At 68.0% G+C, this 23,578-nt stretch carries 23 protein-coding genes; 12 read left to right on the top strand and 11 right to left on the bottom strand.

What is annotated here, in order from left to right; genetic code table 11:
* Positions 1 to 35: 35 nt before the first annotated feature.
* From LQF10_RS06870 to LQF10_RS06890, 5 genes are all read right to left on the bottom strand, one after another.
* Positions 36 to 1,745 carry an HNH endonuclease signature motif containing protein gene (locus tag LQF10_RS06870; RefSeq protein WP_231066736.1) on the bottom strand — a complete coding sequence of 570 codons (1,710 nt, stop codon included), beginning with the start codon at positions 1,743 to 1,745 and terminating at the stop codon, positions 36 to 38.
* Between the two features lie 367 nt (positions 1,746 to 2,112).
* Positions 2,113 to 2,610 (bottom strand): FBP domain-containing protein, encoded by a 498-nt coding sequence (locus LQF10_RS06875; RefSeq protein ID WP_231066737.1) that lies wholly within the window; start codon positions 2,608 to 2,610, stop codon positions 2,113 to 2,115.
* A 256-nt stretch (positions 2,611 to 2,866) separates the two neighbouring features.
* Complete coding sequence (locus LQF10_RS06880; protein ID WP_231066738.1) at positions 2,867 to 3,412, bottom strand: pyridoxamine 5'-phosphate oxidase family protein; 546 nt, start codon at positions 3,410 to 3,412, stop codon at positions 2,867 to 2,869.
* 119 nt (positions 3,413 to 3,531) lie between these two features.
* A complete protein-coding gene (locus tag LQF10_RS06885) occupies positions 3,532 to 4,845 on the bottom strand; it encodes an ABC transporter substrate-binding protein (RefSeq protein ID WP_231066739.1) in 1,314 nt (437 codons plus the stop codon).
* Between the two features lie 106 nt (positions 4,846 to 4,951).
* Entirely contained in the window at positions 4,952 to 6,025 is a 1,074-nt protein-coding gene (locus tag LQF10_RS06890) for a LacI family DNA-binding transcriptional regulator (RefSeq protein ID WP_231066740.1), read from the bottom strand.
* A 146-nt stretch (positions 6,026 to 6,171) separates the two neighbouring features.
* On the opposite strand from LQF10_RS06890, the gene LQF10_RS06895 reads away from it, so the two are divergent.
* Positions 6,172 to 8,124, top strand: a complete 1,953-nt coding sequence (locus LQF10_RS06895) for a penicillin-binding transpeptidase domain-containing protein (RefSeq protein ID WP_231066741.1) — start codon at positions 6,172 to 6,174, stop codon at positions 8,122 to 8,124.
* A 36-nt stretch (positions 8,125 to 8,160) separates the two neighbouring features.
* Here LQF10_RS06895 and LQF10_RS06900 read toward each other — a convergent pair whose 3' ends face one another.
* On the bottom strand, positions 8,161 to 8,883 hold the full coding sequence (locus LQF10_RS06900; RefSeq protein WP_231066742.1) for an IclR family transcriptional regulator: 723 nt from the start codon (positions 8,881 to 8,883) through the stop codon (positions 8,161 to 8,163).
* Positions 8,884 to 8,993: 110 nt separating this feature from the next.
* On the opposite strand from LQF10_RS06900, the gene leuC reads away from it, so the two are divergent.
* From leuC to LQF10_RS06930, 6 genes are all read left to right on the top strand, one after another.
* Positions 8,994 to 10,475 carry a 3-isopropylmalate dehydratase large subunit gene (gene leuC, locus LQF10_RS06905; protein WP_231066743.1) on the top strand — a complete coding sequence of 494 codons (1,482 nt, stop codon included), beginning with the start codon at positions 8,994 to 8,996 and terminating at the stop codon, positions 10,473 to 10,475.
* 27 nt (positions 10,476 to 10,502) lie between these two features.
* Entirely contained in the window at positions 10,503 to 11,141 is a 639-nt protein-coding gene (gene leuD / locus LQF10_RS06910) for a 3-isopropylmalate dehydratase small subunit (RefSeq protein ID WP_231066744.1), read from the top strand.
* A gap of 65 nt (positions 11,142 to 11,206) precedes the next feature.
* Complete coding sequence (gene murA / locus LQF10_RS06915) at positions 11,207 to 12,520, top strand: UDP-N-acetylglucosamine 1-carboxyvinyltransferase (protein ID WP_231066745.1); 1,314 nt, start codon at positions 11,207 to 11,209, stop codon at positions 12,518 to 12,520.
* A 269-nt stretch (positions 12,521 to 12,789) separates the two neighbouring features.
* A complete protein-coding gene (locus LQF10_RS06920) occupies positions 12,790 to 14,046 on the top strand; it encodes a sensor histidine kinase (protein WP_231066746.1) in 1,257 nt (418 codons plus the stop codon).
* A complete protein-coding gene (locus LQF10_RS06925) occupies positions 14,043 to 14,651 on the top strand; it encodes a response regulator transcription factor (protein WP_231066747.1) in 609 nt (202 codons plus the stop codon). Before LQF10_RS06920 ends, LQF10_RS06925 begins: the two co-directional genes overlap by 4 nt.
* Positions 14,651 to 15,394: a lysophospholipid acyltransferase family protein gene (locus tag LQF10_RS06930; RefSeq protein WP_231066748.1), complete on the top strand. Its 744-nt coding sequence runs from the start codon at positions 14,651 to 14,653 to the stop codon at positions 15,392 to 15,394. The genes LQF10_RS06925 and LQF10_RS06930 overlap by 1 nt, the downstream gene beginning before the upstream one ends.
* 108 nt (positions 15,395 to 15,502) lie before the next feature.
* Here LQF10_RS06930 and LQF10_RS06935 read toward each other — a convergent pair whose 3' ends face one another.
* Positions 15,503 to 16,186 (bottom strand): AMIN-like domain-containing (lipo)protein, encoded by a 684-nt coding sequence (locus tag LQF10_RS06935; RefSeq protein ID WP_231066749.1) that lies wholly within the window; start codon positions 16,184 to 16,186, stop codon positions 15,503 to 15,505.
* 23 nt (positions 16,187 to 16,209) lie between these two features.
* Complete coding sequence (locus LQF10_RS06940; protein ID WP_231066750.1) at positions 16,210 to 17,379, bottom strand: trans-sulfuration enzyme family protein; 1,170 nt, start codon at positions 17,377 to 17,379, stop codon at positions 16,210 to 16,212.
* A gap of 94 nt (positions 17,380 to 17,473) precedes the next feature.
* On the opposite strand from LQF10_RS06940, the gene LQF10_RS06945 reads away from it, so the two are divergent.
* Positions 17,474 to 18,589: a D-alanine--D-alanine ligase family protein gene (locus LQF10_RS06945; protein WP_231066751.1), complete on the top strand. Its 1,116-nt coding sequence runs from the start codon at positions 17,474 to 17,476 to the stop codon at positions 18,587 to 18,589.
* Positions 18,590 to 18,598: 9 nt separating this feature from the next.
* Here LQF10_RS06945 and LQF10_RS06950 read toward each other — a convergent pair whose 3' ends face one another.
* Positions 18,599 to 19,084, bottom strand: coding sequence for a DUF3515 family protein (locus tag LQF10_RS06950; RefSeq protein WP_231066752.1), 486 nt, complete (start codon positions 19,082 to 19,084; stop codon positions 18,599 to 18,601).
* A gap of 35 nt (positions 19,085 to 19,119) precedes the next feature.
* On the opposite strand from LQF10_RS06950, the gene LQF10_RS06955 reads away from it, so the two are divergent.
* Complete coding sequence (locus LQF10_RS06955) at positions 19,120 to 20,106, top strand: thiamine-phosphate kinase (protein ID WP_231066753.1); 987 nt, start codon at positions 19,120 to 19,122, stop codon at positions 20,104 to 20,106.
* Positions 20,107 to 20,131: 25 nt separating this feature from the next.
* Here LQF10_RS06955 and LQF10_RS06960 read toward each other — a convergent pair whose 3' ends face one another.
* Positions 20,132 to 20,701, bottom strand: a complete 570-nt coding sequence (locus LQF10_RS06960; protein WP_231066754.1) for a GNAT family N-acetyltransferase — start codon at positions 20,699 to 20,701, stop codon at positions 20,132 to 20,134.
* Between the two features lie 68 nt (positions 20,702 to 20,769).
* Between LQF10_RS06960 and LQF10_RS06965 the strand changes: the two genes are divergently transcribed.
* The 3 genes from LQF10_RS06965 to LQF10_RS06975 all read left to right on the top strand — a co-directional run bounded on the left by LQF10_RS06965 (position 20,770) and on the right by LQF10_RS06975 (position 23,031).
* On the top strand, positions 20,770 to 21,201 hold the full coding sequence (locus LQF10_RS06965) for a CBS domain-containing protein (protein WP_231066755.1): 432 nt from the start codon (positions 20,770 to 20,772) through the stop codon (positions 21,199 to 21,201).
* Between the two features lie 158 nt (positions 21,202 to 21,359).
* Positions 21,360 to 21,734 carry a YciI family protein gene (locus LQF10_RS06970; protein WP_231066756.1) on the top strand — a complete coding sequence of 125 codons (375 nt, stop codon included), beginning with the start codon at positions 21,360 to 21,362 and terminating at the stop codon, positions 21,732 to 21,734.
* Between the two features lie 13 nt (positions 21,735 to 21,747).
* Positions 21,748 to 23,031, top strand: a complete 1,284-nt coding sequence (locus LQF10_RS06975) for an RNA polymerase sigma factor (protein ID WP_231066757.1) — start codon at positions 21,748 to 21,750, stop codon at positions 23,029 to 23,031.
* Between the two features lie 152 nt (positions 23,032 to 23,183).
* Here the strand turns inward: LQF10_RS06975 and rpmB are convergent, their stop codons facing one another.
* Positions 23,184 to 23,375: a 50S ribosomal protein L28 gene (gene rpmB / locus LQF10_RS06980; RefSeq protein WP_231066758.1), complete on the bottom strand. Its 192-nt coding sequence runs from the start codon at positions 23,373 to 23,375 to the stop codon at positions 23,184 to 23,186.
* Between the last annotated feature and the right edge of the window lie 203 nt (positions 23,376 to 23,578).

Consider the following 23,578-nt stretch of genomic DNA (forward strand, 5'->3'; position numbering starts at 1 on the left):
CAGATAGATCCGGAGTAGGAGTCGAGGAAACCGGATCAGAAGGGTGGCTCCTCATCAGTGCGTGAACCGTATCCGGGCATGCTTGGGCGCTCGAAGCCTCGGTCGGTCGTGGTGCCATCGCGTTCCCTGCGGTATCGGTGGCCGGACGGTGTGGTCCAGTTGAAGATGCCGGGTTCGGGTTGGCTCACAGCGAAGTCGCCATGGGTTTTGATGAGGTGGTCGCGGGTACACAGGGCGCCGAGGTTGTGATCGCCGGTCGTTCCGCCGTCTCCGCGGGCGCTGTATGGCACGGTGTGGTCCAGCGGGGATTCCTCGGCGCGATGGGTGCAGCCTGGCCGAACGCAGGTGCGGTCACGCGCGCGGATCCTCCTGGCCATCGCGGCGGGTGGTCGGTACCGGGTGGTGCCGACGTCGACGGGGGCGCCAGTGAGCGGGTCAGTGACGAGACGTCGCCAGATGCCGCCGGCGGCAAGGGCGCGGGCGGTTGCTGGGGCGATGGGGCCGTAGCCGTCGAGTACGGGAACCTGCGCAATCGGGACCTCTGCTGGGCCGGGCTTGCTGACTGGGCCGCTGACGTCTGGTTCCTCGTGACCAGTCGGGCCGCCCGCTGACGATGCAGTCTCTGTCAGCTCTGCGTCGTCGGAACGGTCGGGTAGGAGCTGGTCGAGAGCGATGGTCACCTGAATGCGTGGGCGGTGGCCGTTGATCGTGGCCAGTGGCACGGTGGTATCGGTGCACGGGGGTGCCGAGAAACCACCGCGTCCCGGCGCCGACTTCCCGCGGTTGTTCCTGCGGGTGCTGTGCTCGCCGGTGCGCTGATCACGGGTGCTGAGCTCTCCGCTGCTCTGCCCACGGATGGTGAAGGCACCGGTGGCGAGTGCGTGGTGGCCGAGGCCGGTGAGGGTGTCGAAGCGGAGTTGGTCCAGTGTGCGGGCGTCGCCACGGGCCTTGGCTGCGCGTGCTGCGCTGTCGAGTGCGATGTCCAGGGCAAGGACGTCCGGCGCGGGGCCTTCCACTCGCAGGGAAGCGACGCCGTCGGGGTGTGCACGCGGCCGGCTGACTCGACGTTCCCTGCGGCGTGCCTGCGCCCGGGCCTGCGCTTCGACAGGGTCCACGGCAATCAGCGCGGCAGCCACGTCGGCGCGCACCTGGACGGCGGTCCGGTTGGGGGCACGCTCGATGACGCGGTCTTCGACCGCGATGGCAACTTGCCACGGTACGTGTCGAAGCCCATCGGCGATCGCTGCAGCCCGTGCGTTGTCAATCTGCCCAGTGGCCAGGGCGTCGTTGGTGCGGGTCAGATACGTGGCCAGCGCCCAGCCTCGCTCGATCAGTGAATGCGCCTCACGTTTGCTGCATCGCAGACGCAGCGCGAGGCAGTCTCCTGCCACTGTTGCAGGGCCAGTGGTGCGCTGGGCGAGTGCGCCGGGATTCATCGATTCCCGGCTGGCGAGTGTGGCGGCGGCACGCATCTCGATCTGCTGCGCCACAGAAGCGATCCGGCGAGCCGCGGCGACGGTTTCCTCGAGTGCGGCCTCGCCAAGTTGATCGATATCGAGACGTTCGAGCTGAGTGAGGAGCGTGGCGCCGGTGGGATGGGTACGCAACCGCTCCTCGGTTGGCTCCTGCGAACGCGCCACGACCAGGGCGGCCATCCGCCGTTCCAGGGCAGTGAAGGACTGTGGGCTGGGCACGCCGATGTCGACGGAGAACTCCCCGTCAGGAACATCGACGATCTCGAACATGCGTTCTATTCTAGTTGAACGCTGCTCGATCCGCAAGGAGCTGGAGGAAAGGTCGCTCTCATGACCACCACGGGGAATCAACCTCGGGGCGCACGTAGGCGTCGAGCTGCCGTTGCTGCTGCTGCCCTTGCCGCTGCTACTGCCGCTTGTCTGGAGTCTTGCGGACGATCCCATGGCGTTCACCTCCTCTGAGGCAGATGCTGCCACCAGGGTGTGACATTGCTGCGTGACCTCGCCGATTGAGGTCGCCAAATAGGCACCGCCGGGCCACGGCGCCGGGTAGCGACGCCATGGGACACATCCGCATCCCGGCACTGCGCCGCTACCCGACGACCCCACGGGCGCGTCCATACGCGCCTGATCGCGCTCAGCGCGTCCGGCACACCTCGGCAACGAACCGCATCGATCGCTCGCGCAGGCCGGCGATCCGGTGGGCGACGAACCGTTCCCGATCGGCGTCGGTACTTGCCTCTGCGCGGGTGGGCCGCCGTCGGACGTGTGCTGAGCAGGCGAAGTCGGTGCACAGGAGCGTGCCGATCGTGTCGCCGCGCCGGCCTGGTGCGCCGGCCCGTCTGGCGACGTGAAGGCCCACCGTGTCGACGGCCACGATGTCCTCGCACCAGGCACACATCGCTTGCCGGCGGCGGCCGCCCGGTTCTGGCGCACGCAACATCAGCGCCCTGGGAGCCTCGTCCAGTTCGAGCACGACGTAGGCGTTCAGTGGAGCCTTGGGGTCGCGCCAGCCCAGGTACTCCAGACGGTCCCAGTCAATGGCGCCGAGATCGGGCAGGACGGCGCGGCTGGCCTCGCCGCGCGTGGCGTTCACGAATGAGGTACGGATTTGCTTCTCAGTCAGGGGGTTCATCACGATCTTCCGGAGGTAGCGGGTGGGCACGCCGAAGCCCGCACCCACCTCCGGTGATCTCAGTGGAGGCAGGTGCGGGGGCGGGCCGGCCTGGAGTAGGCCATGGCGGCCACCCCGGCTCTCAGCGCCCTGCGTCGCATCGGCATGCGTCCTCTCGATCGTGTCCACTCCGGTCTGTGACCGACGGCCACACCAGAGTAGGTGTGCAGTAGCCCGTGGACGAGCGAATATTCGCGGCCCCGCCTGCATCTGTCGATCAGTCCGGCGGCAGACCCGTGGGGAAGCCGTCGATGCTCGTGCGGTTCTTGGTCTGCTGGTACGTGATCAACCCCTCCTCGCCCCGTTTTTGTGCCCACGAGTCCATCAATGGCCGGTCGCCGGTGTGCTCGAAGAACGGCACCCCGTACCCGCAGGAGGTCTGCACGAGATCGATCTCGAGGACGAAGATGTTCCGGGCACCGCGCATGGGCGGGAACAGTGCGTAGAGTTCACTCCATTCCGCATCCGGCTGATGAACGGCGCGGGCAGTTCCGTACAGCCGGAGGATCATCGGCTGGCGTTCGAACGAACAGAACATCACCGTCATCCGCGGGGTGTCGAGCAGATGTGCGGCCGTCTCATTGCCGCTCCCGGTGCCGTTCAGCCACACCGCGCGGGTGGGCGAGACGATTCGCAGTGAGTCGAGTCCCTTGGGTGAGACGTTCACCCGGCCATCGCGCGCGGCCGTCGCAACGAAGTACAGATGCTGGGCTTCGATGAAGCGACGTAGGCGATCGGTGATCTCGGGGTACTGCTGGGCCACACCAGGCTCCTCCTGCTCGCACGATCTGAGGTGGCCATTCTCTCGCAGGGAGTGGATGTGAACGACGCCAGTTCCCGGGGGAGCGCCCGGGAACCGGCGTCGTCACCAGGAGGCGATGCTTAGCTCATCGCCTCCTGGGCCTCGGTGAACCACTGGGATGCCGCTTCGGCTGGGGTGATCTGCCCGTAGCTCAGCTCCTCGTAGATCCGCACGAACGCCTCTTCCAGACCGCCGAATCCGGAGACCGGGGGCGGCGGTGCAGCGGTGAGGAGCGGCTCGACCGACTCCTCATAGTCGATGATCGCCGCGTCGAGACCCTCGGCATCGGAGAGCGCCTCGATCGCGGGGTCGGAGGCAGGCACGCCGCGAGAGGTGCCGAAGATCTCGGAGACCTCCGGGTCATTGACGATGAAGTCGATGAACTGAGCAGCCTCCTCGGGGTGCGCGGAGTTGGCCCCGACTGCCAGCAGCAGGCTTGGCTTGAGGAACAAGCCACCCTCGCCGGGCTGGTCGGACGGAGGGGGAAGCATGGTGAACTCGTCACCACCAGTGCCCTCGGAAAAGCGCACGAGGAAGTTGTCCCAGCTCACGTCCGAGACCGCTACCCCGGTGCTGACCGGATCTTCGGTGAGTTGCGCGATCTGCTGGGCCGGTACGACTCCCTCGGTGGAGCGCAGGTCCTCGGTCTTACTCCACCACTCGGCCAGGTCGGCCTCGGTGAAGGCGAGCTGGCCGTCGTCGGTGAACATGCTCATCCCCTGCTGGGTGAGCCACATCTGGAACATCCAGAACACCCGGGTGTAGTCCACCGCTCCGTACACCTGCGGATCGGCGGCAGCGCCCGCCTCGGTGAGCTGCGCGATCAGATTGTGGTACTCGTCCCAGGTGAGTTGCTCGGTCGGCACCTCGATGTCGAGTTCCGCCATCAGGGTGGTGTTGAAGAACGTCGCCATCGTGTTCGTTCCGGTGGGGATGGCGTACGTGGTCCCGCCGACCTGAGCAGATGGCATCAGGGATTCGGGCAGCGTGGAGGTGTCGATCTGCTCGCCGATATGGGGCTCGAGGTCGAGGAGGCGATTGCCGGCGCCGTACTCGGTCAGATAGGCGATGTCCATCTGCATGACGTCTGGCAGCGAACCGCCGGCGGCCTCGGTGTTTCGGGCGGTCCAATAGTCCCCCCAGGAGCCATATTGAGTCTGGATCGTGATGCCGGGGTTCTGCTCCTCGAACAAGTCGATCGACTCTTCGTACCGCTCAGTGCGGGAGGTATCGCCCCACCAGGTGAACGTGAGGGAGACGTCACCACCATCGTCGCCTTCGCCGCCGCCTCCACAGGCAGCGAGAATCAGCGCTCCGGCGGTGGCTGCTGCGGTGCCTGCAGCGATCCGGCCCCGGCGAGAAGCGCGCGTCATCCGGTGGGTCGACTGGGTCATCAAGTGCTCCTTTGCTCAGTGGACGATGAACCGGCCGTCATCGTGTATCGCCACGGGCATCGGACACCAGAAACGGACAAAAGGCGACACTGGTGGCCTCGGTTGCTCAGTTCACCGTCGCCGCACCGCACGATTCGCGCACGCTCAGCCGAGGCACGAGCTGGATGTGCCGGGCAGGCGGTGGGCCGTCGTCGCTGGGCGCGATTCGCTCGGTGACCAGTCGCACCGCCTGGCGCCCCACCTCCCGCTTCGGGAACGTGATCGCGGTCAACGGTACGGCCGCGTGCGCGGCGAGTTCGTCGTCGTAGGCCACGACGGCGAGTTCATCCGGGATCTCGATCCCGAGCCGGTGAGCACGTTCGACCAGCCTGGCCGCGTGGTAGTCGCTGTGCACCAGGACGGCGGTCGCCCGCTCCCGGCGGCACGCGGCGAGCATGTCGTCCAGTGCATCAGCGAGGGCATCCGGATCGTCGTTGCCTTTGGGAAGGGGAAACTGCGGGGCCTCGTCAAGGACCAGCTTCCCGACGGCGTCCCGATAGCCCTCGCGGACCCACCGTGAGTTCGGGGTCCGGTCGTAGCACCCCAGGGCGATCCGGGTGTGGCCCAGATCGGCCAGGTGACTGAGAGCCACGAAAACGCCGCGGACGTGATCGGTGCGCACACTGTCCGGCCCGGTGGCCTTCGCCGTGACGGGCAGCAGCCGCTCGAGTGCCACGGTTGGCACCGGCACAGACTCCAGCCAGCCGAGGAGGGCCTCCGGGTTGTCCCGGTGGGTGGTGGGGGCGATGATCAGGCCGGCCACCTCCAGATCGAGGAGTTGCTCGAGCCGGGCTCGCTCCACATCCGGGCGATAGTCGGAGACGCTCAGAACCAGGCGGATTCGGGCAGCCTCGGCCACTGTCTGCATCCCGCGCATGATCTCGGCGAAATGCTCCGTGGCGGAGGGCACCACCACACCCACCAGGGTCCGGGCGGCAGCAGGTTTGCGGGCGGCGTCGTCGAGCGCGATCGCCCCGCCGTGCACTCGTGCGAGGAGGCCGTCGTCAGCAAGTACGGCGATATCGCGGCGGACGGTCACTTGGGTCACACCCAGTGCCGCCGCGACATCGCTCGCGCGCACACTTCCACGCAGCGCGAGTTGTCGTAGCAGGTACTCGTGACGGGCGCGGGGCAGCATCATCGACCTCCCGATCGGCGACGATCAGCGTATCCGCCCCGCGGTCCCTGATCGCGCTGCGCCGGAGGAACAGCCGCGGTGGTGCGCGATTCGACCGGCCCCGAGAGTCGCTACTGCCATTGTCAGCCTCCCTCGTTACCCTTCCGAAGGTGAGCATCGAGACCGCACTCCTACGCAGATCCGCCGCGATCGTGGCGACGGCGAGCCTGCTCCTCGTCGCCTGTACGGGGGAGGATCCCGAGCCCGAGGAAGCAGCCAGTCCTGAACTGGACGCCGCCGCGGCATTGGCTGAGGCGCTCACCACGGGCGATCTTGCTGGTGCGCCGCTGACCGACGACGACCGCGCCCTCGCCACTGAACAGGCGGAGGAGGTGCTCGGCGAGCTGACCCCGCTCGTGCCGCGCACCGTCGAGGTCACCTGGTCCTCGAGCGTCTACGAGGAAGAGGAGGCCGATGGAGTGATGGCCGCCGACGCCGCCCTGACCTGGACGTGGGATGTGCCCGGCACCGATGAGGAGTGGACCTACCCGGCGTCCGTCCATCTGACCTCGACCGACGACGGTCCATGGATCGCGCAGTGGTCGCGCGACCTGCTGGCCCCTGATCTGGGCGAGGACGGTGTGATCACGGTGGAGCAGGGCAGCGCCGAACGCGGCGACATCCTCGGGCGTGATGATGAGGTGCTCATCACCGACCGGGAGGTCTTCCAGATCGGCATCGACAAGACCTACATTGACGCTGATCAGTGGGAGGAGGACGCCCTCGCACTCGCCGAGGCGCTCGAGTTCGATGATCCGCAGGCATACGCCGACCGGGTCCTTTCTGCGGGAGAGCGGGCTTTCGTGGTCGCCACTGTCGTCCCGCAGGACGATCCAGGTGACGTCGATATGGAGGCCGTCCGCGAGATAGAGGGTGTCAACCTGGTCACCGATGAGCGTCAGCAGGGCCCCACGCAGTACTTCGCGTACTCGATCCTCGGCCGCGTTGGTGAGGCGACGTCTGAGATCATTGACGGCTCCGACGGTGCGATCCAGCAGGGCGATCACGTGGGCGTGGCGGGGCTGCAACTCGCCTACGACGAGCAGTTGCGCGGAATTGGCGGGCTGACGATCTCGGTGACGTCGGGGGAGGAGTCCAGTGAGGTGTACTCCTCCGAACCTGTTGACGGGGAGCCACTGAGGACAACGCTCGATCGTGATCTCCAGCAACGCGCCGAGGGCATCGTGGACGGACTGGATGTACCCGCGGGAGTGGTGGCGATCGAACCGTCCACCGGAAACCTGCTGGCCGCCTCAAGCAGCGCCGCCAGCAATGGCTGGTCGACGGCCACGCTCGGTCAGTACGCGCCCGGGTCCACCTTCAAGGTGGTCACATTGCTGGCGCTGCTGCGTTCTGGAATGAGTCTCGACGACTCCGTCTCCTGCACCGACACCCTCACCGTCAACGGTCGAGAATTCAGCAACTACCCCGGCTATCCCGAGTCCTCGATCGGTGACATCACGCTCGAAGAGGCGATCGCGCAGTCCTGCAACACCGCATTGATGTCCGTGCGGGACCAGATCACTGCCGCCGATCTCGCCGACGCGGCTGCCAGCCTGGGACTCGGCCGCGGGGACGATGCGTCGCTCGGCTACCCGGTGTGGCTCGGATCGGTCCCCACCGAGGCCGAGGGGACCTTGCACGCGGCCGGCCTCATCGGCCAGGGGCAGGTGCTCGCCTCACCGCTGGCGATGGCCGGTGTGGCGGCTTCGATTAGCGCTGGGCACGTCGTCACCCCGATTCTGGTGGACAGCGAGGAGTACCGGGAGGCGGCCGAGGCCGCGCGGGAGGTACCCACTGCGCTGACCGAGACTGAGGCGACGTTGCTGCGCCAGGCCATGCGGGCCGTCGTCACTGACGGAACGGCGAGCGGACCGCTCGCTGATGTGACCGACGACGGTGACCTGATCGCCAAGACCGGCACGGCGGAGTATGACGGCGGCACCCACGCCTGGATGATCGCCGTTCAGGGGGATATGGCGGTCGCGGTATTCCTGGAGGAGGGCAGCGACGGCGCAGGGGCAGCGGGCCCGCTCATGGCGCAGTTTCTCGGCACATCCTGAGGGTGCACTGGACCGGGTAGGTGCGGAAGCCGCCAGTCAGTCGTTGTCGCCGGAGCGCAGCACATCGCTGAGCCGGTTCGCAGCCGCCATCACGGCGTTGGCGTGCAACCGCCCGGGCTGGCGCGTCATCCGCTCGATCGGTCCGGAGACCGAAACGGCGGCGATCACGCGGCCCGACGGCCCGCGTACGGGGGCCGAGACCGAGGCGACGCCGACCTCACGTTCGCTCACGCTCTGTGCCCAGCCGCGCCGACGCACGCCGGAGAGGATGGTCGCGGTGAACTTCGCTCCGTGGAGGCCGCGGTGCAGCCGATCCGGTTCCTCCCAGGCGAGCAGCACCTGGGCGGCGGAACCGGCGAGCATGGAGAGCGTGGCCCCCACCGGGATGGAGTCACGCAAACCCATCTGCTTCTCGGCGGCAGCCACGCAGATGCGCTGGTCGCTCTGGCGCCGGAACATCTGCGCGCTTTCCCCGGTGTGATCACGCAGGGCGAGCAGCACTGAGCCAGCCGCAGCGAGCAGCCGGTCCTCACCGGCGGCCGAGGCGAGTTCGGCCAGGCGGGGGCCGAGGATGAAGCGGCCCTGCATGTCCCGGGAGACGAACCTGTGGTGCTCCAAGGCCACGGCCAGCCGGTGCGCGGTCGGACGGGCGAGGTGGGTTGCGGCGACCAACTGGGCCAGCGTCGCCGGGCCAGCCTCAAGGGCTCCCAGGACGATTGCGGCTTTGTCGAGTACGCCGACTCCGCTAGAGTTGTCCATAGGTCGATATTGCCATCTCATAGCGTGAGATAGCAAGTCTTGGTGATCGACCCCCTCAGGGAGAGGCCCACCACCCACCGGGCCGAACGAACGATAGAAGGTGACGTGTCATGGTCGGAACGCTGGCCGAGAAGGTGTGGAAGGACCACGTGGTCCGCAAGGGGGAGGGTGGTGCGCCCGATCTCCTGTACATCGACCTGCACCTCGTCCACGAGGTCACGAGCCCCCAGGCATTCGAGGGCCTGCGCCTCGCCGGGCGCACCGTCCGCCGGCCGGACCTGACGCTGGCCACCGAGGACCACAACACCCCGACTGTCGACATCGACCTGCCGATCGCGGACCTGACCAGCCGCACCCAGATCGATACCCTGCGCACCAATGCCGAGGAGTTCGGTGTGCGGATCCACTCGCTGGGCGATGCCGACCAGGGCATCGTGCACCAGGTCGGACCGCAGCTGGGCCTGACCATGCCGGGCCTGACAGTGGTCTGTGGTGACTCGCACACGTCCACTCACGGTGCCTTCGGCGCCCTCGCGTTCGGTATCGGCACCTCCGAGGTGGAGCATGTGCTGGCCACCCAGACGCTGCCGCTCGCTCCGTTCAAGACGATGGCCATCACCGTCAACGGAGACCTACCGCCCGGAGCCACTAGCAAGGACATCATCCTGGCGATCATCGCGAAGATCGGCACTGGCGGCGGTCAGGGATATGTACTCGAGTACCGCGGCGAGGCCATCCGCAAGCTCTCCATGGAAGCGCGGATGACCGTCTGCAACATGTCGATCGAGGCCGGTGCCCGGGCGGGCATGATCGCCCCGGACGAGACCACCTTCGAGTACCTCAAGGGTCGCCCGCACGCTCCGGAGGGCGCCGACTGGGACGAGGCCGTCGAGTACTGGCGGACGCTGCGCAGTGACGACGATGCCGTCTTCGACACCGAGGTGGTGCTCGAGGCCGACGACCTCGAACCGTTCGTCACCTGGGGCACCAACCCCGGACAAGGGCTCCCGCTGAGTGCGAATGTGCCCGTCCCGGAAGAGATCGCCGACGAGAACGAGCGGGTCGCGGCCGAGCGAGCGGTGGAATACATGGGGTTGGTGCCCGGGACCCCGTTGCGCGACATCGCCGTGGACACCGTTTTCATTGGCTCCTGCACCAATGGTCGCATCGAGGATCTTCGGTCGGTGGCGAAGGTGCTCAAGGGGCGCACGAAGGCCGAGAGCGTCCGCGTGCTTGTGGTGCCTGCGTCCGCGCGGGTACGTCTGCAGGCAGAAGCGGAGGGTCTGGACCAGATCTTCCTCGACTTCGGTGCCGAGTGGCGCAACGCCGGTTGTTCGATGTGCCTCGGAATGAACCCGGACCAGCTTGCGCCGGGGGAGCGGTCCGCTTCCACATCGAACCGGAACTTCGAAGGCCGGCAGGGTAAGGGCGGGCGGACGCACCTGGTCTCGCCGCTGGTTGCCGCTGCGACCGCTATCCGGGGCACCCTGTCCTCCCTCGCCGACTTGGATATCGACGCCGATGTCGACCTCACCTCGTTCGATGGCACCCCACTGGCCCCGCTCGATCCGCGCGTACCGCTGCAGGTCTGAGCGCCGAGACTCCTCAGGAGAGACATCATGGAGAAGTTCACCACTCACACCGGCGTCGGGGTGCCGCTACGCCGCGGCAACGTCGACACCGACCAGATCATCCCCGCCGTCTACCTCAAGCGGGTGACCCGCACCGGTTTCGAGGACGCACTGTTCGCCGCGTGGCGCGGCGACCCGGAGTTCGTGCTCAACAAGGAGGCCTACGCTTCCGGCTCCGTGCTCGTGGCCGGACCGGACTTCGGAACCGGGTCCTCCCGCGAGCATGCCGTCTGGGCGCTCAAGGACTATGGGTTCAAGGCAGTGCTCGCTTCCCGGTTCGCGGACATCTTCCGCGGGAACTCCGGCAAGCAGGGCTTGCTCGCTGCCCAGCTCGCCCAGGATGACATCGAGCAGATCTGGAAGGTGCTCGAGACCGAGCCCGGCACGGAGATCACCGTGGACCTGGAGAACCGAACTGTCACCTGTGGTGCGGTCGTGGCCTCCTTCCAGGTGGACGAGTACACCCGCTGGCGCCTCATGGAAGGGTTGGACGACATCGGCCTCACCCTGAACCACGAGGAGGACATCAGCGCTTTCGAGACCACCCGCGGGCCCTGGCGGCCGAAGACGCTGCCGGCCAAGCACCTGCCCGCCGTCCAGATCGAGGCAGCGCGTTCGACGTCCTGACGTACCCTTGACGGGCCCGTTCCACCGAACGGGACAGGTCGGGGGATGACGATGAGGATGGTCGAATGAGTCATCTACGGGTACACGGCGGAACACCGCTGACGGGTGAGATCACGGTCCGCGGGGCCAAGAACTTCGTCTCCAAGGCGATGGTGGCCGCAGTGCTCGGCGAGGAACCCAGTGAACTGCGCAATGTGCCCGAGATCCGTGACGTCAACGTCGTGGCAGGGCTGCTCAAACTGCACGGAGTCCATGTCGAACGCGATGTGGCCGGTGGAGTGGTGCGGTTGAATCCACGGTTCGTGGAGACCGCGCACAAGGCCGATATCGATACCCACGCCGGAGCCAGCCGGATCCCGATCCTGCTGTGCGGCCCCCTGCTGCATCGCCTCGGCGAGGCGTTCATCCCCGATCTCGGTGGCTGCCGGATCGGGGATCGACCGATCGACTACCACCTGGAGATCCTGCGCCAGTTCGGCGCCCAGGTGGACAAACTCGAGACCGGGATCCTGATCACCGCCCCGAAGGGGTTGCGCGGGACCAAAGTGGACCTGCCCTACCCGAGCGTGGGTGCCACCGAACAGTTGCTGCTCACCGCAGTTCGTTCCCGAGGCGTGACCGAATTGCGTAATGCGGCCATCGAACCGGAGATCATGGACCTGATCGCGGTGTTGCAGCGGATGGGTGCCATCATCTCCGTGGACACCGACCGGGTGATCCGGGTTGAGGGCGTTGACCATCTCGGCGGTTACACCCACACGGCATTGCCGGACCGCATCGAGGCCGCATCCTGGGCCTCCGCAGCGCTGGCCACCGAGGGCGACGTGTACATCCGTGGTGCCCGCCAGGCGGACATGATGACCTTCCTGAACACGTTCCGGAAGGTCGGTGGTGGCTTCGATATCGATGACGATGGCATCCGGTTCCATCATCCCGGTACGCCGCTGCACTCCATCGTGCTCGAGACCGATGTGCACCCTGGCTTCATGACCGACTGGCAGCAGCCCCTCGTGGTGGCTCTCACTCAGGCCACTGGTCTGTCCATCGTGCACGAGACGGTCTACGAGAACCGGTTCGGCTTCACTGAGGCGCTGCGCCAGATGGGTTCCACCATCCAGGTCTACCGCGAGTGCCTCGGCGGGTTGGAGTGCCGGTTCGGGCAGCGGAACTTCTTCCACTCCGCGGTCATCTCCGGCCCCACACCGCTGCGTGCCGCAGATATCGAGGTTCCGGACCTGCGTGGTGGGTTCTCTCATCTGATCGCTGCCCTCGCTGCCGAGGGGACTTCCCACGTACGGGGGATCGAGCTGATCAATCGGGGTTACGAGAACTTCACTGGCAAGCTCGAAGCCCTCGGCGCCAAGTTTGAGACCGTCTGAACGAACGTTGCCTGCCAACTGCCAGGTCGTTCCCAGGGGTCTTTCAGGTTGGCGTTGCACAGTGAATCTCGTCGGACGGAACCGACCGGTCGTCGCTGATACCGCGACCGTGACCCCTGGTGACTGTCTCCCACCGGGGAACGACGGTGCGGCGCGTCTCTCTCCCCTCGCGCCCGTACCACGGGTGCCGGACCCCTCGGGTCCGGCACCCGACGTCCGTCGGGGTGCCTCGCTGGGTGCCGGGCTGACCGGGCGGTAGCGTGACGCCTGTGCGAGCAGCAGGGACGGTGTCAGGACGCCGATGGCGAGGGCAGAGTGACCCCGAGCGCTTCGAGATCTACAACCGCTGGTCGCTGTACTTTCTGCTGCTGATCGGGCCGATGGTCGGGATCACTGCCGCCGCGAGCGTGGCGACCGCGACCGGCACGCAGGCGTGGTTCGCTCCGGCCAGCACCGCCGGGTTCCTGATCCACACCGCAGTTGCTGAGTTCACCCTGGCACGCGGTGTGAATCACTATCTGGGCCGCGGTGGGTATCCCACCCGGACGGTGATCGCCCTCATTGCCGTCACGGTGGTGCTTCTCGCGCTCGTTGCGGCAGCGCTGGCCCCTGCCGCGCCGCTGCGTCCCGACGAGGCCGACGTGCTCACTCCCGGGTGGGCCTTCCTCGCTCCGGTCGGTATCGCCCTCTCGGCGCTTGCGCCCCTGCTCACTGCATGGCGGTTGGCCGGAACCGGGATCCTTGCGATGGTCGTGATCACCGCACTGCACGCGTGGGCGACCGGCGAACTGCGCATGTTGATCCCCGTCGCCGTTGCCGGAACGCTGATGCTGATCGGATTCGTGCTGTCTTTCCGCGTCTCGGCGTGGATGATCGGTGTGGTCTGGGAGCAGGCGAATCGGCGAGAGGTGGACGCCCGCCTCGCCGTGGCGGAGGAACGGCTCCGGTTCTCGCGCGATCTGCACGACATCTTCGGGCGCACGCTCTCCGCCGTCGCGGTGTCCAGCGAACTGGCCGCCGAACTCGCCCGGCGCGGCGACCCTCGAGGCCCGGAGAAGATGCTTGAGGTCCGCCAGATCGCGCAGGACGCCCTCCGAGAGGTGCGATCCGTGGTGGAGGGCTACCGCACCGTCGATCTACCGACAGAACTGGCCGGTGCGCGGGAGATCCTGCGCTCGGCGGGTATCGCGGCCCATGTCAGCGGCGAGGGCCTCGTGATCGGCCCCCAGGCCGCTGAGGGGCTTGGCTGGGTGGTGCGGGAGGCGGTCACGAATGTGGTCCGCCATGCCGATTCGCGAACGTGCACGATTGCCGTGGAAGCCGCCGACGGCGGAGCTCAGGTGACCATCGTCAATGACGGTGTCCGGCCGGTCACCTCCTCTCGCCGGGGTTCCGGACTGGACGGGCTTCGTGAACGTCTGGCCGCGATCGGTGGCAGGATCGACGCTGGCGTCGACGACGCCGACGAATCCCAATTCCGGCTCGAAGCGTGGGTTCCCGACGACGAGAAGGAGGCCGCGCTGTGACGATCCGATTGCTGCTCGCCGACGACGAGAATCTGATCCGGGACGCGCTTGCCTCCTTGCTCGACCTTGAGGACGATCTCGAGGTGGTCGCCCAAGCGGCGAGCGGGACCGAGGCGGTGGCCGTGGCTGCCCGCGTGCGGCCGGACGTGGCCGTGCTGGATCTGCAGATGCCGGGATTGGACGGGATCGAGGTGGCGTCCCAGATCGCCGCAGACGTTCCCGGATGCGCCAGCGTGATCGTCACCAGCCATGGCCGCCCGGGCTATCTGAAGAAGGCCCTCGAGGCGGGCGTGCGCGGGTTCCTCCCGAAGACGACCTCGGCGAAGGTGCTGGCCGATGTCGTCCGTCAGGTGGTGGCCGGTGGCCGGTACGTCGATCCCGAGCTCGCCGCCGAAGCCATCTCGGCCGGGGCCAGTCCGCTCACCGCCCGCGAGGCCGACGTGCTCGAACTCGCCGCAGATGGCGCTGCCGTGGAGGAGATCGCCACACGCGCCTCGCTCAGCCCAGGGACGGTGCGCAACTATCTCTCCTCGGCGGTCACCAAACTGGGCGCGGCGAACCGGCATGAGGCGGCGCGAATGGCCCGGGCGCGCGGGTGGATCTGATGGACACACCTGATCGCAGCCCTCATCGCGCTCCGGTGCCGCGTGCCTACCGGGTAGCCGCTGCCCTGGCCCGCGTGCCCGTCCGCGCGATGACCCGGCCACGGTGGAGCGGACTGGAGCACCTGCCCGAGGGGCCGTACCTCGCCGTCGCCAACCACGTCTCCACCATCGACTCCCTGACGGCGCTGCACTTCTTCGTTGCCCAGGGCCAGTTCCCGGTGGCGCTGGCGAAATCCTCCTTGTTCGAAGCCCGCGGGTTCGGTTGGTTGCTGCGTGCCTGTGGTTACGTGCCGGTGTACCGCGATACCGGCAACGCAGCGGCATCGATCGACGCGGCTGCCGAGCGACTCCGCAGTGGTACCAGTGTGCTGATGTTCCCCGAAGGCACCCTCACCCGCGACCCGGACCTGTGGCCGATGGCGGCCCGTACCGGCGCGGCTCGGCTGGCGCTGGAGACGGGCGTGCCCGTGGTCCCGGTCGCGCAGTGGGGTGCCCACCTGCTGATGCCGCCACCCACCTACCGGCTGCACCCGTGGCGCCGGCCACGGACCCATGTGCGCGCGGGCGAGCCTGTTGAGCTGAGCCGGTTCCGGGAACAGCCGATCTCCGGTGAGGTTCTGCGTGCGGCAACGACCGCGATCATGGCTGAGGTCACCGCATTGCTGGCGACCATCCGGCCGGGTACTCCGCCCGAGGAACCCGTACAGTGGCGGCCAGATCCAGGGCAGGGCTACCGGCGCTGACTCGCCCTGGCTGATGGCTCAGGCACATCGGGACGGGTCCGAGGATCGTCAGCGGGACGGACCCGGTGATCCCAGTCGATCGGGTCCGATACCCGAATGCTGCCGGGATCAGTCGTCGAGGTGCTGAACGTCGATGACCACGCGGATCGGATCGGTGAGCGAGAACACCCGGAACGGGGCACCCGGTTCGTCGAGCCCAAGGACGACCTGGGTGTACCCCTCGAACGTACCGCCGACGTCGACTTGCTCCACTTGCTCGCCCTCATGCTCGAGCACAGTGGGGGAGAAGTAGTCGTCGGTCTTCTCCGGGTAGCGCGTACCCTCCAGGCGGACCTCCAGCACGGCGTCGCCCTCGAGCGTGATCGGATGGCCGCTACCGTCCTGGAACGCTTCGTCGACGTACTCGGCCGTCCACCCGGGAGTGCCCGACCCCTCGAAATCGATCACCACGCGGTCGAAGCCCTCGTGAGCACCAGTGCGTGCATCCACCAGCAGCAGGTCCGCCTCACCGTCCTGCTCCTGGATGTCGGTCGACGTGTCGGCCGGGAACGGGGCTGCGCCGCCGGAGGGTTCGTCGTCCGCTGTCGGGTCCGCGCTCGGATCCTGCGTGGTCGCATCCTCGGTCGGCTCGTCGGTCTCAGCCGGCCCCTCGGATTCGGTGGGCTCAGTCGTTGCCGGCTCACTCGCCGGCCCCGAGGGAGCGTCATCGGAATCTCCCGTGCACCCGGCCAGCGCGAGCATGGCAGTGGCGAGCACCGCCGTCGGGACGTATCGGATCCGTGTGTGTTGCATCATCGTCTCCTTCCCGCGAACGTCTACGCAGAGTACTGCGCAGCCACCTGGAGCGCCTGATCGAGATCGGCGATCAGATCGCCGGAGTCCTCGATCCCGACGGACAGTCGCAGCAGGTCCTCCGGCACTGTCGGGGCTTCGGCAGCGAACCGGCGCCGCCGCTCCAGAGACGACTCCACCCCGCCCAGGCTGGTGGCCGGAACCCACAACCTCAGGGAGCGGGTGAGGGCTTCTGCACCGGCCACTGCGCCGAGCGGGCGCAGGGTGAGGATTGAGCCGAAGCCGCTCATCTGTGCCGCTGCGCGCTCATGTTGCGGATGATCCGGCAATCCCGGGTAGCTCACCGAGGCGACCTGCGGGTGCCCCGCCAGGTGCTCGGCCAGGATGGCGGCGTTCTGCTGGGACCGCTGCACCCGCAAGGCGAGAGTGCGCATCCCGCGCAACGCGAGCCAGGCCTCCCAGGGTCCTGCCACGGCGCCGCCGATGCTGCGCCTGGTGCGCAACTGCCCGTGCAGCGACGCGTCGTTGGTCAACGCTGCTCCCAATATCACGTCCGAGTGCCCGGCGAGGTACTTCGTCACCGAGTGCACCACCACGTCCGCGCCCAGCTCAAGCGGGCGCTGGCCCAACGGAGTGGCGAAAGTGTTGTCGGCGATCACCAACCCACCGACAGCGTGGGTGGCCTCCGCCAACGCGGGAAGGTCAGCCACCTCGAGCATCGGGTTCGTGGGTGACTCCACCCAGAGCACCGGAGCGTGCCCCCGCTGCGCAGAGGAGGTGAGCGCCGCGCTCACCTGATCAGTCTCGGCGATATCGACCTCGGTGATCCGGACCCCGGAGCGCTCGGCCAGGTGCCGGGCCGCCACGAGGGAGGCGTGGTAGCTGTGCCGCGGGATGATCACCTCACCACCGACGGGTACGAGATCCAGGGCGGCGGAGATGGCCCCCATCCCGGAGGCGAATGCCAATGCGGGCAGCTCCGCATGCTCCAGGGCCGCCAACGCCTCCTCCAACGGGAGCCATGTTTCGGTGCCGAGGCGGGCGTACACCAGGTCGCCTGAGTCAGGGGAGCCGGTGGAGACGTAGGTCGAGGAGAGCACCACCGGCGGGTTCACCGGCGCCTGCTCGGCCCGGGCGGGACGACCCGCGGCCACGGTCGCAGTGTCGGGGTGCAGCTGGTTCAGATCGCTCACGAGTGATCAGCCTACGCAGCGCTGCCAATGGACGGGCCACCCGCCCGGAGTGTGGGCCACCGTCGCCAGCTGCCGTGTCGTACGCTCGGCGGTGATGAGCGAGCGAACCCGTGTGGCGATCCTGTTCGGTGGCCGTAGCGACGAGCACCCTGTCAGCTGTGCGACTGCGGCCGGGGTACTCGCCGCAATCGATCGGGACCGTTATGAGGTGGTCCCGATCGGGATCACCCGGGCCGGGGAGTGGGTCGTCGCCGACGACGATCCGGCGCGCTGGCAGATCACTGGCCCGACCCCGTCTGAGGTGACGGTAGCCGACGGTGCGCGTGTACTCCTCCCGCTCGGTGAAGCATCCCGGGAGATGGTCAGCTACGAGCCCGGCACCGTGCCTGCGCTACTCGGCGAGGTGGACGTGGTGCTCCCGCTGCTGCACGGGCCGTTCGGTGAGGACGGCACCCTGCAAGGGTTGCTCGAGCTCGCCGGCCTGCCGTATGTCGGTTCCGGGGTGCTCGCCTCCGCCGTCGGGATGGACAAGCACTACATGAAGATTGTGCTGGCCGGCGCCGGACTGCCGGTGGGCCCGTACACGGTCATTACCCCCCGCGCCTGGCGCACCGCCCGCGAAGACGCCCTGGCCTCGGTGGCGGCGCTCGGCTGGCCGGTCTTCGTCAAACCGTGCCGGGCCGGCTCCAGTTTCGGGATCACCAAGGTGGACCGACCGGAGGACCTGACGGCCGCCGTCGAGGAGGCGCAACGGTTCGACCCCAAGGTGATCGTGGAGGCCGCGATCGTGGGCCGGGAGATCGAGTGTGCAGTGCTCGAGGCGCGCGGCGACGCCCCGGCACGCACGACTGTGCCCGGGGAGATCGTGGTGACCGATCCCGAGCACGGGTTCTACGACTACGAGTCGAAGTACTTCCACGCCGACGGCGTCACGCTCGCCTGGCCCGCAGCGTTGCCCGAGGACGTGACCGCGCAGATCCGGGACCTGGCCGCGCAGACCTTCGAGGCGCTCAGTTGTGAGGGCCTTGCCCGGGTGGACTTCTTCTACACCGACGCCGGTGAGGTGGTGGTCAACGAATTGAACACCATGCCCGGATTCACCCCGTTCTCCATGTACCCGATGATGTGGGAGCGTTCCGGCCTCGCGTATCCGGACCTGATCACCGAACTGATCGAGCTCGCTCGCGAGCGACCCACCGGCCTGCGCTGACGCGCACGCTCAGATCCCCACGCAGGAGCGCTCGGCGTCGATCACGCTGATCGCCTCGCCAATGTCCACCAGCAGCGTCGTGGGATCGTCGGCGGCGTAGTCCACCGGGACCACGAGTTCGATCGCCGGAACGCGCCCGTAGGTGGTGAAATGCCACGTCTGGTCGGACACGCTGCCGAGTTCGGCCACCACCCAGTCCACGCTCGTACCGTTCCCCGCCTCGGCGGTGATGCACCGATCGGTCGTGGGTCCGAGCACCGGTACGCCACAACGGAAGGTGATCGCTGGGTCGCCCCACGCGGCCGAGGCCTGGGAGGTGGTGGAGCGGCGCTCGGCACCAGCCAACTCCTCCGGAAGGGCTCGTACCACTTCTGCGCATATCGGAGCGCTTGCCTCTGGAGCCGGCTCCACCTCGACCGGCGCCCCGCAGGCGGCGAGCCCGATCATCAGCGGTACGGCAGCAGCGGTAGCGGCGAGCCGGGTACGAGCGTGCACGGCTCCACGATACCGGCGCGGTTAGGCTCGCTCCCGTGACTGCGGATCCGAACCCGACTGTGCGTGAGTTGACCGAGGAGGAGCTACTCGAGCGGATCGTCCCTCGCCTCCCGCGGGGATCGGCGACTCTGCTGGGCCCGGGAGACGATGCCGCCGTGGTGGCGGCACCGGACGGCCGGTTCGTGGTGACCACCGACGTGCTCGTCGAGGAGCGGCATTTCCGCCGTGCCTGGAGTTCAGGGGCTGATGTGGGCTGGCGCGCCGTCATGCAGAACCTTGCCGATGTGGCCGCCATGGGGGCCCGCCCGACGGCGGTGGTCACCTCCCTGGTGGTGCCGCCAGACCTTGAGGTGGCCTGGGTGGAGGAGTTCGCGGACGGCTTCGCCGCCGCGTGCCGACCGCATGGAGTCGGGGCCGTCGGAGGAGACCTCTCCTCGGGTCCGGTGATCATGGTGTCGGTGACCGCGCACGGTGACCTGGAGGGGCGCGAACCGGTGCTACGCGCCGGCGCTCGGCCAGGGGATCGAGTGTGTCACGCCGGTGTGCTGGGCAGGTCAGCCGCAGGTTTGGCACTGCTCGAGGCGGGGATGGGTGAGGCTCAGGAGGTGGGCGCACGAGACGCCGTCGTGGGCTATCTGCGCCCAGACCCGCCGCTGGCCGCGGGACCTGCTGCCGCAGCGTCGGGGGTGCGTGCCCTGATGGACGTCAGCGATGGGCTGTTGCGCGATGGCGCCCGGATGGCGCATGCCTGCGGAGTGCAGATCGACCTGTCCACGCAGAGCCTGCGTGCGGATGCCGAGGCCTTGAGTGGACTCGCGCAGATGTGCGGGGATGACCCGTGGCGGTGGGTGCTGAGCGGGGGAGAGGACCACGGGCTGTTGGCGGTATTCGGGCCGGAGGTCGAGCTCCCGGAGAGATTTCGGCAGATCGGGACCGTGCGGGCGGGCGGCGGTGCGGTGACTGTGGATGGTGCGCCGCCGTCGATCACCGGCGTGGGATGGGATCACTTCAACGGGGCATGAGGCTGGGTGTCCCAGTGCCGGTGCCTCAGGTGAGTGGATGGCGCATCAGGACGCGCGGAAATCCGCTCAGCACAGAACTGGTGTCGGCGGCATAGGTGAACCCGGCGGCCTCGAAGTTCTTGCGCAGCCCGGGGTAGGCCATCGTGCGGTCGACCTTGGCGCCGTCGTTGTCGAGCGGGTAGGCCTCCACGGCCGGTGCCCCGCGGGCACGAGCGTGGTCGAGGGCGCCGGCGATGAGGGCGTGGGAGATGCCCTGACCACGAAACCCCGGGCGGACCCGGATGCACCACAGCGACCACACTGGCAGGTCGTCCACGTGCGGGATCTTCCGGTTGCGCGCGAACGCGGTGTCCGATCGTGGCGCGATCGCGGCCCAGCCCGCCGGTTCGTCCTCGTGATAGGCGAGCACGCCGATCGGCCCGCCGGCGAGCAGCTCTTCCACGTACGCTCCCCGCGCCGGCCCGCGAAGTTCGTTGTTGAGTCGAGAGGGCACTCGGTAGCTGAGACACCAGCAGACGTTGGCGTCGGGACGTGTGGGCCCGACGACCGCTCGCACATCGTCGAACACGGCGGCGGGACGCACGCTCACACTCACACCGCTGACTCTATGCTGATCACGGCACCAGCACTGTGATCGGTGTCACAGATGACGTATCGTGAGGTATGCGTATTTCAGAGGTGATCCGTCGCAAGGGAGCCGCGGTCGTCACGGTCTCACCCGAGGTGACCGTAAGCGAACTGCTGGCGTTGCTGGACGAGAAGAACATCGGTGCCGTGGTGGTCTCCGCTGACGCCGGCCGGACGGTCAGCGGCATCGTCACCGAGCGGGACGTGGTGCGCCACCTCCACCGCTCCGGGCCGGACGTGCTGATCTCGAGCGTTGCTGAGGTGATGACCGTCGACGTGCACACGTGTGTGCCGGAGGACGAGTTGGAGACGCTCGCGCGCACCATGACTGAGCATCGGATCCGCCACCTTCCCGTGGTGGTCGAGGGAGAGTTGCAGGCGATCGTCTCCATCGGCGACATCGTGAAGCACCGGATCGACGAGTTGCAGTCCGAGCGCGACTCGCTGGTGGAGTACGTCTCGCACTGACCCGCCACGTGCGAGCGTGAGCGGCCGCGCACCCATGCCGTCGAGGTCACGCGGGGCGCGAATCGGTGCGCACCCATGTCGAGAACGGGCGGGTGGCTCCGACGTCCATGATGAAGCCGAGGCAACCGGTGCCCGGCACGACATGAGGAGCACGTGAGATGAAGTACCTGATCCTGATCCACTCCAACCCGCAGCCGTGGGGGCACCCGACGGGTGACTACATTGCCGAGCTACAGGATCAGCCCGCGCAGGTGCGAGAGCGGCTGAATGCGGAGTTCGAGGAGGTGCTCACCGATCTGCAGGCCCGGGGTGAGCTGGTCACCGGGGAAGCCCTCGGCGATCCGACGACGTCACGTCTGTTCCGCTGGGAGGACGGGGAACGACTGGTGACCGATGGCCCGTACGCGGAGGGCAAGGAGCATCTGGCCGGATTCTTCCTGATCGACGTGGACAGCCAGTCCCGCGCCGAGGAGATCACGCACCGATTCTCCGGACCGGGGGAGACTGTCGAACTCCGGCCGGTGATGAGCTGATCCAGTTGCGCAGATGGGCGGTGCAGGTGAGCGCGCGGTGGTCGAGCTAACTGCGCAGTGGGCGGACGTGTGGCGCCAGGAGGCGCCGCACGTCCTTGCCGCACTCGTGCGGCGGCATGGACAGTTCGCCGACTGCGAGGATGCAGTGCAGGAGGCGCTGCTTGCCGCCGCTGTGCAGTGGCCGCGGGACGGCGTTCCGCGCGATCGCCGTGGCTGGCTCATCCGGGTGGCCAGCCGCCGCCTCATCGATCAGTTCCGTAGCGACACCAGCCGCCGGGAACGCGAACTACGGCTTGCGAGTCAGCGCAGGCTCGGCCCGGCGACCACCAACGATGACCCGCTCGACCTGATGGTCCTGTGTTGCCATCCGTCCCTGACCAAAGGGTCCCAGGTGGCGTTGATGCTCCGCGCCGTGGGAGGACTGACCACTGCCGAGGTCGCGGCCGGCTTCCTCGTCCCCGAGGCCACGATGGCTCAGCGGATCAGTCGCGCCAAAACGAGCCTGACCCGCGCGGGCGCCACGCTGGGCCGGCCCGAGGACCAGGTGCGGTCGATCGCAGCGGTGCGTCACGCCGTCGCGCTTCTCTACACCGAGGGCCATACCCGCAGTAGCGGGCCCATCATCACTGACGCTGCGCTCACCCGGGAAGCGACCCACTTGGCGCGACGGTTGGTGGCGTCCCGGCCCGACGACCCGGAGAACCTCGGCCTGCTCGCCCTGCTGTTGCTCACGCAATCACGGGCCGAGACCCGCGTGGACGCTGCCGGAGCGCTGATTCCGCTGGAGGAGCAGGACCGGACCCGATGGGAGTCCCACCTCATTGCCGAAGGAGTCGCTCTGATCGAGCGTGCGCTGCCGGTGGGGCCAGTGGGCGAATTTCAACTCCAGGCGGCCATCGCGGCCGTTCACGCCGAAGCACGAACATGGGCCGAGACCGACTGGATCCAGATTGCCGCGCTGTATCGGCTCCTCGACGCAGTGGCACCGAGCCTTTCGGTCACGTTGGGGCGTGCGGCTGCGCTTGCTCGTGTGCAGGGGCCGGCTGCCGGCCTGGCGCTCTTGGCCCACGTTCCGGACCGGGAGAGTGCGCGCAGCCATCGCGTGCACGCCGTGCGCGGGCACCTGCTCGCGGAGGCCGGTCGGCGGACTGAGGCGATCTCCGCTCTGGCGGAGGCTGCCCGGCTCACGCGTAGCATTCCCGAGCAGCGCTACCTGCACCGGATGGTCGCGGACCTGGCCACCCGCTCGCCCACGCCCGCTCCCGCGGGACGTCCGCCCATGCTCGCTCCTGGGTGATGTGCCACCACCCGTGGATCAGCGTCGTTGCTGATCCACGTGGCGTGATACATCAGCGAGTGGGCATGTGGGTGGCGCCGCACATGCGACATCCCCCGCCGACCCAGGTGGTGACCGGATTGACGGGGGATGTCGTCGAGCGCGTCAGTGCCTCAGATCGCGCGGGTGACCTTGCCGGCCTTGAGGCAGGAGGTGCACACGTTCAGGCGCTTCGGCGTGCCATTGGTGACGGTGCGCACCTTCTGGATGTTCGGGTTCCAGCGACGCTTGGTGCGACGGTGGGAGTGCGAGATGCTGTGGCCGAAGCTCGGGGCCTTGGCGCAGACGTCACACGTAGCAGCCACGGTGGGTCTCCTCTAGGTCAGTGCTCGCCACAGGGTGAAGCGGCGTGGTTCGGGGGTCTCGGCCAGTTCCGCCACCTGGGCGGGCCGGAACGCGTGCCCAGGGCGGGCAACCGCTCAAGAGTACTCCACCGGCGCCGTTCTGCTCAAACCAGCCCATCGCAGGAGGCGTGTTCTGCCGCACAATGGTCCGCTCGGCAACACAG

Source organism: Ruania halotolerans (assembly GCF_021049285.1).
Classification (GTDB): Bacteria; Actinomycetota; Actinomycetes; order Actinomycetales; family Beutenbergiaceae; genus Ruania; species Ruania halotolerans.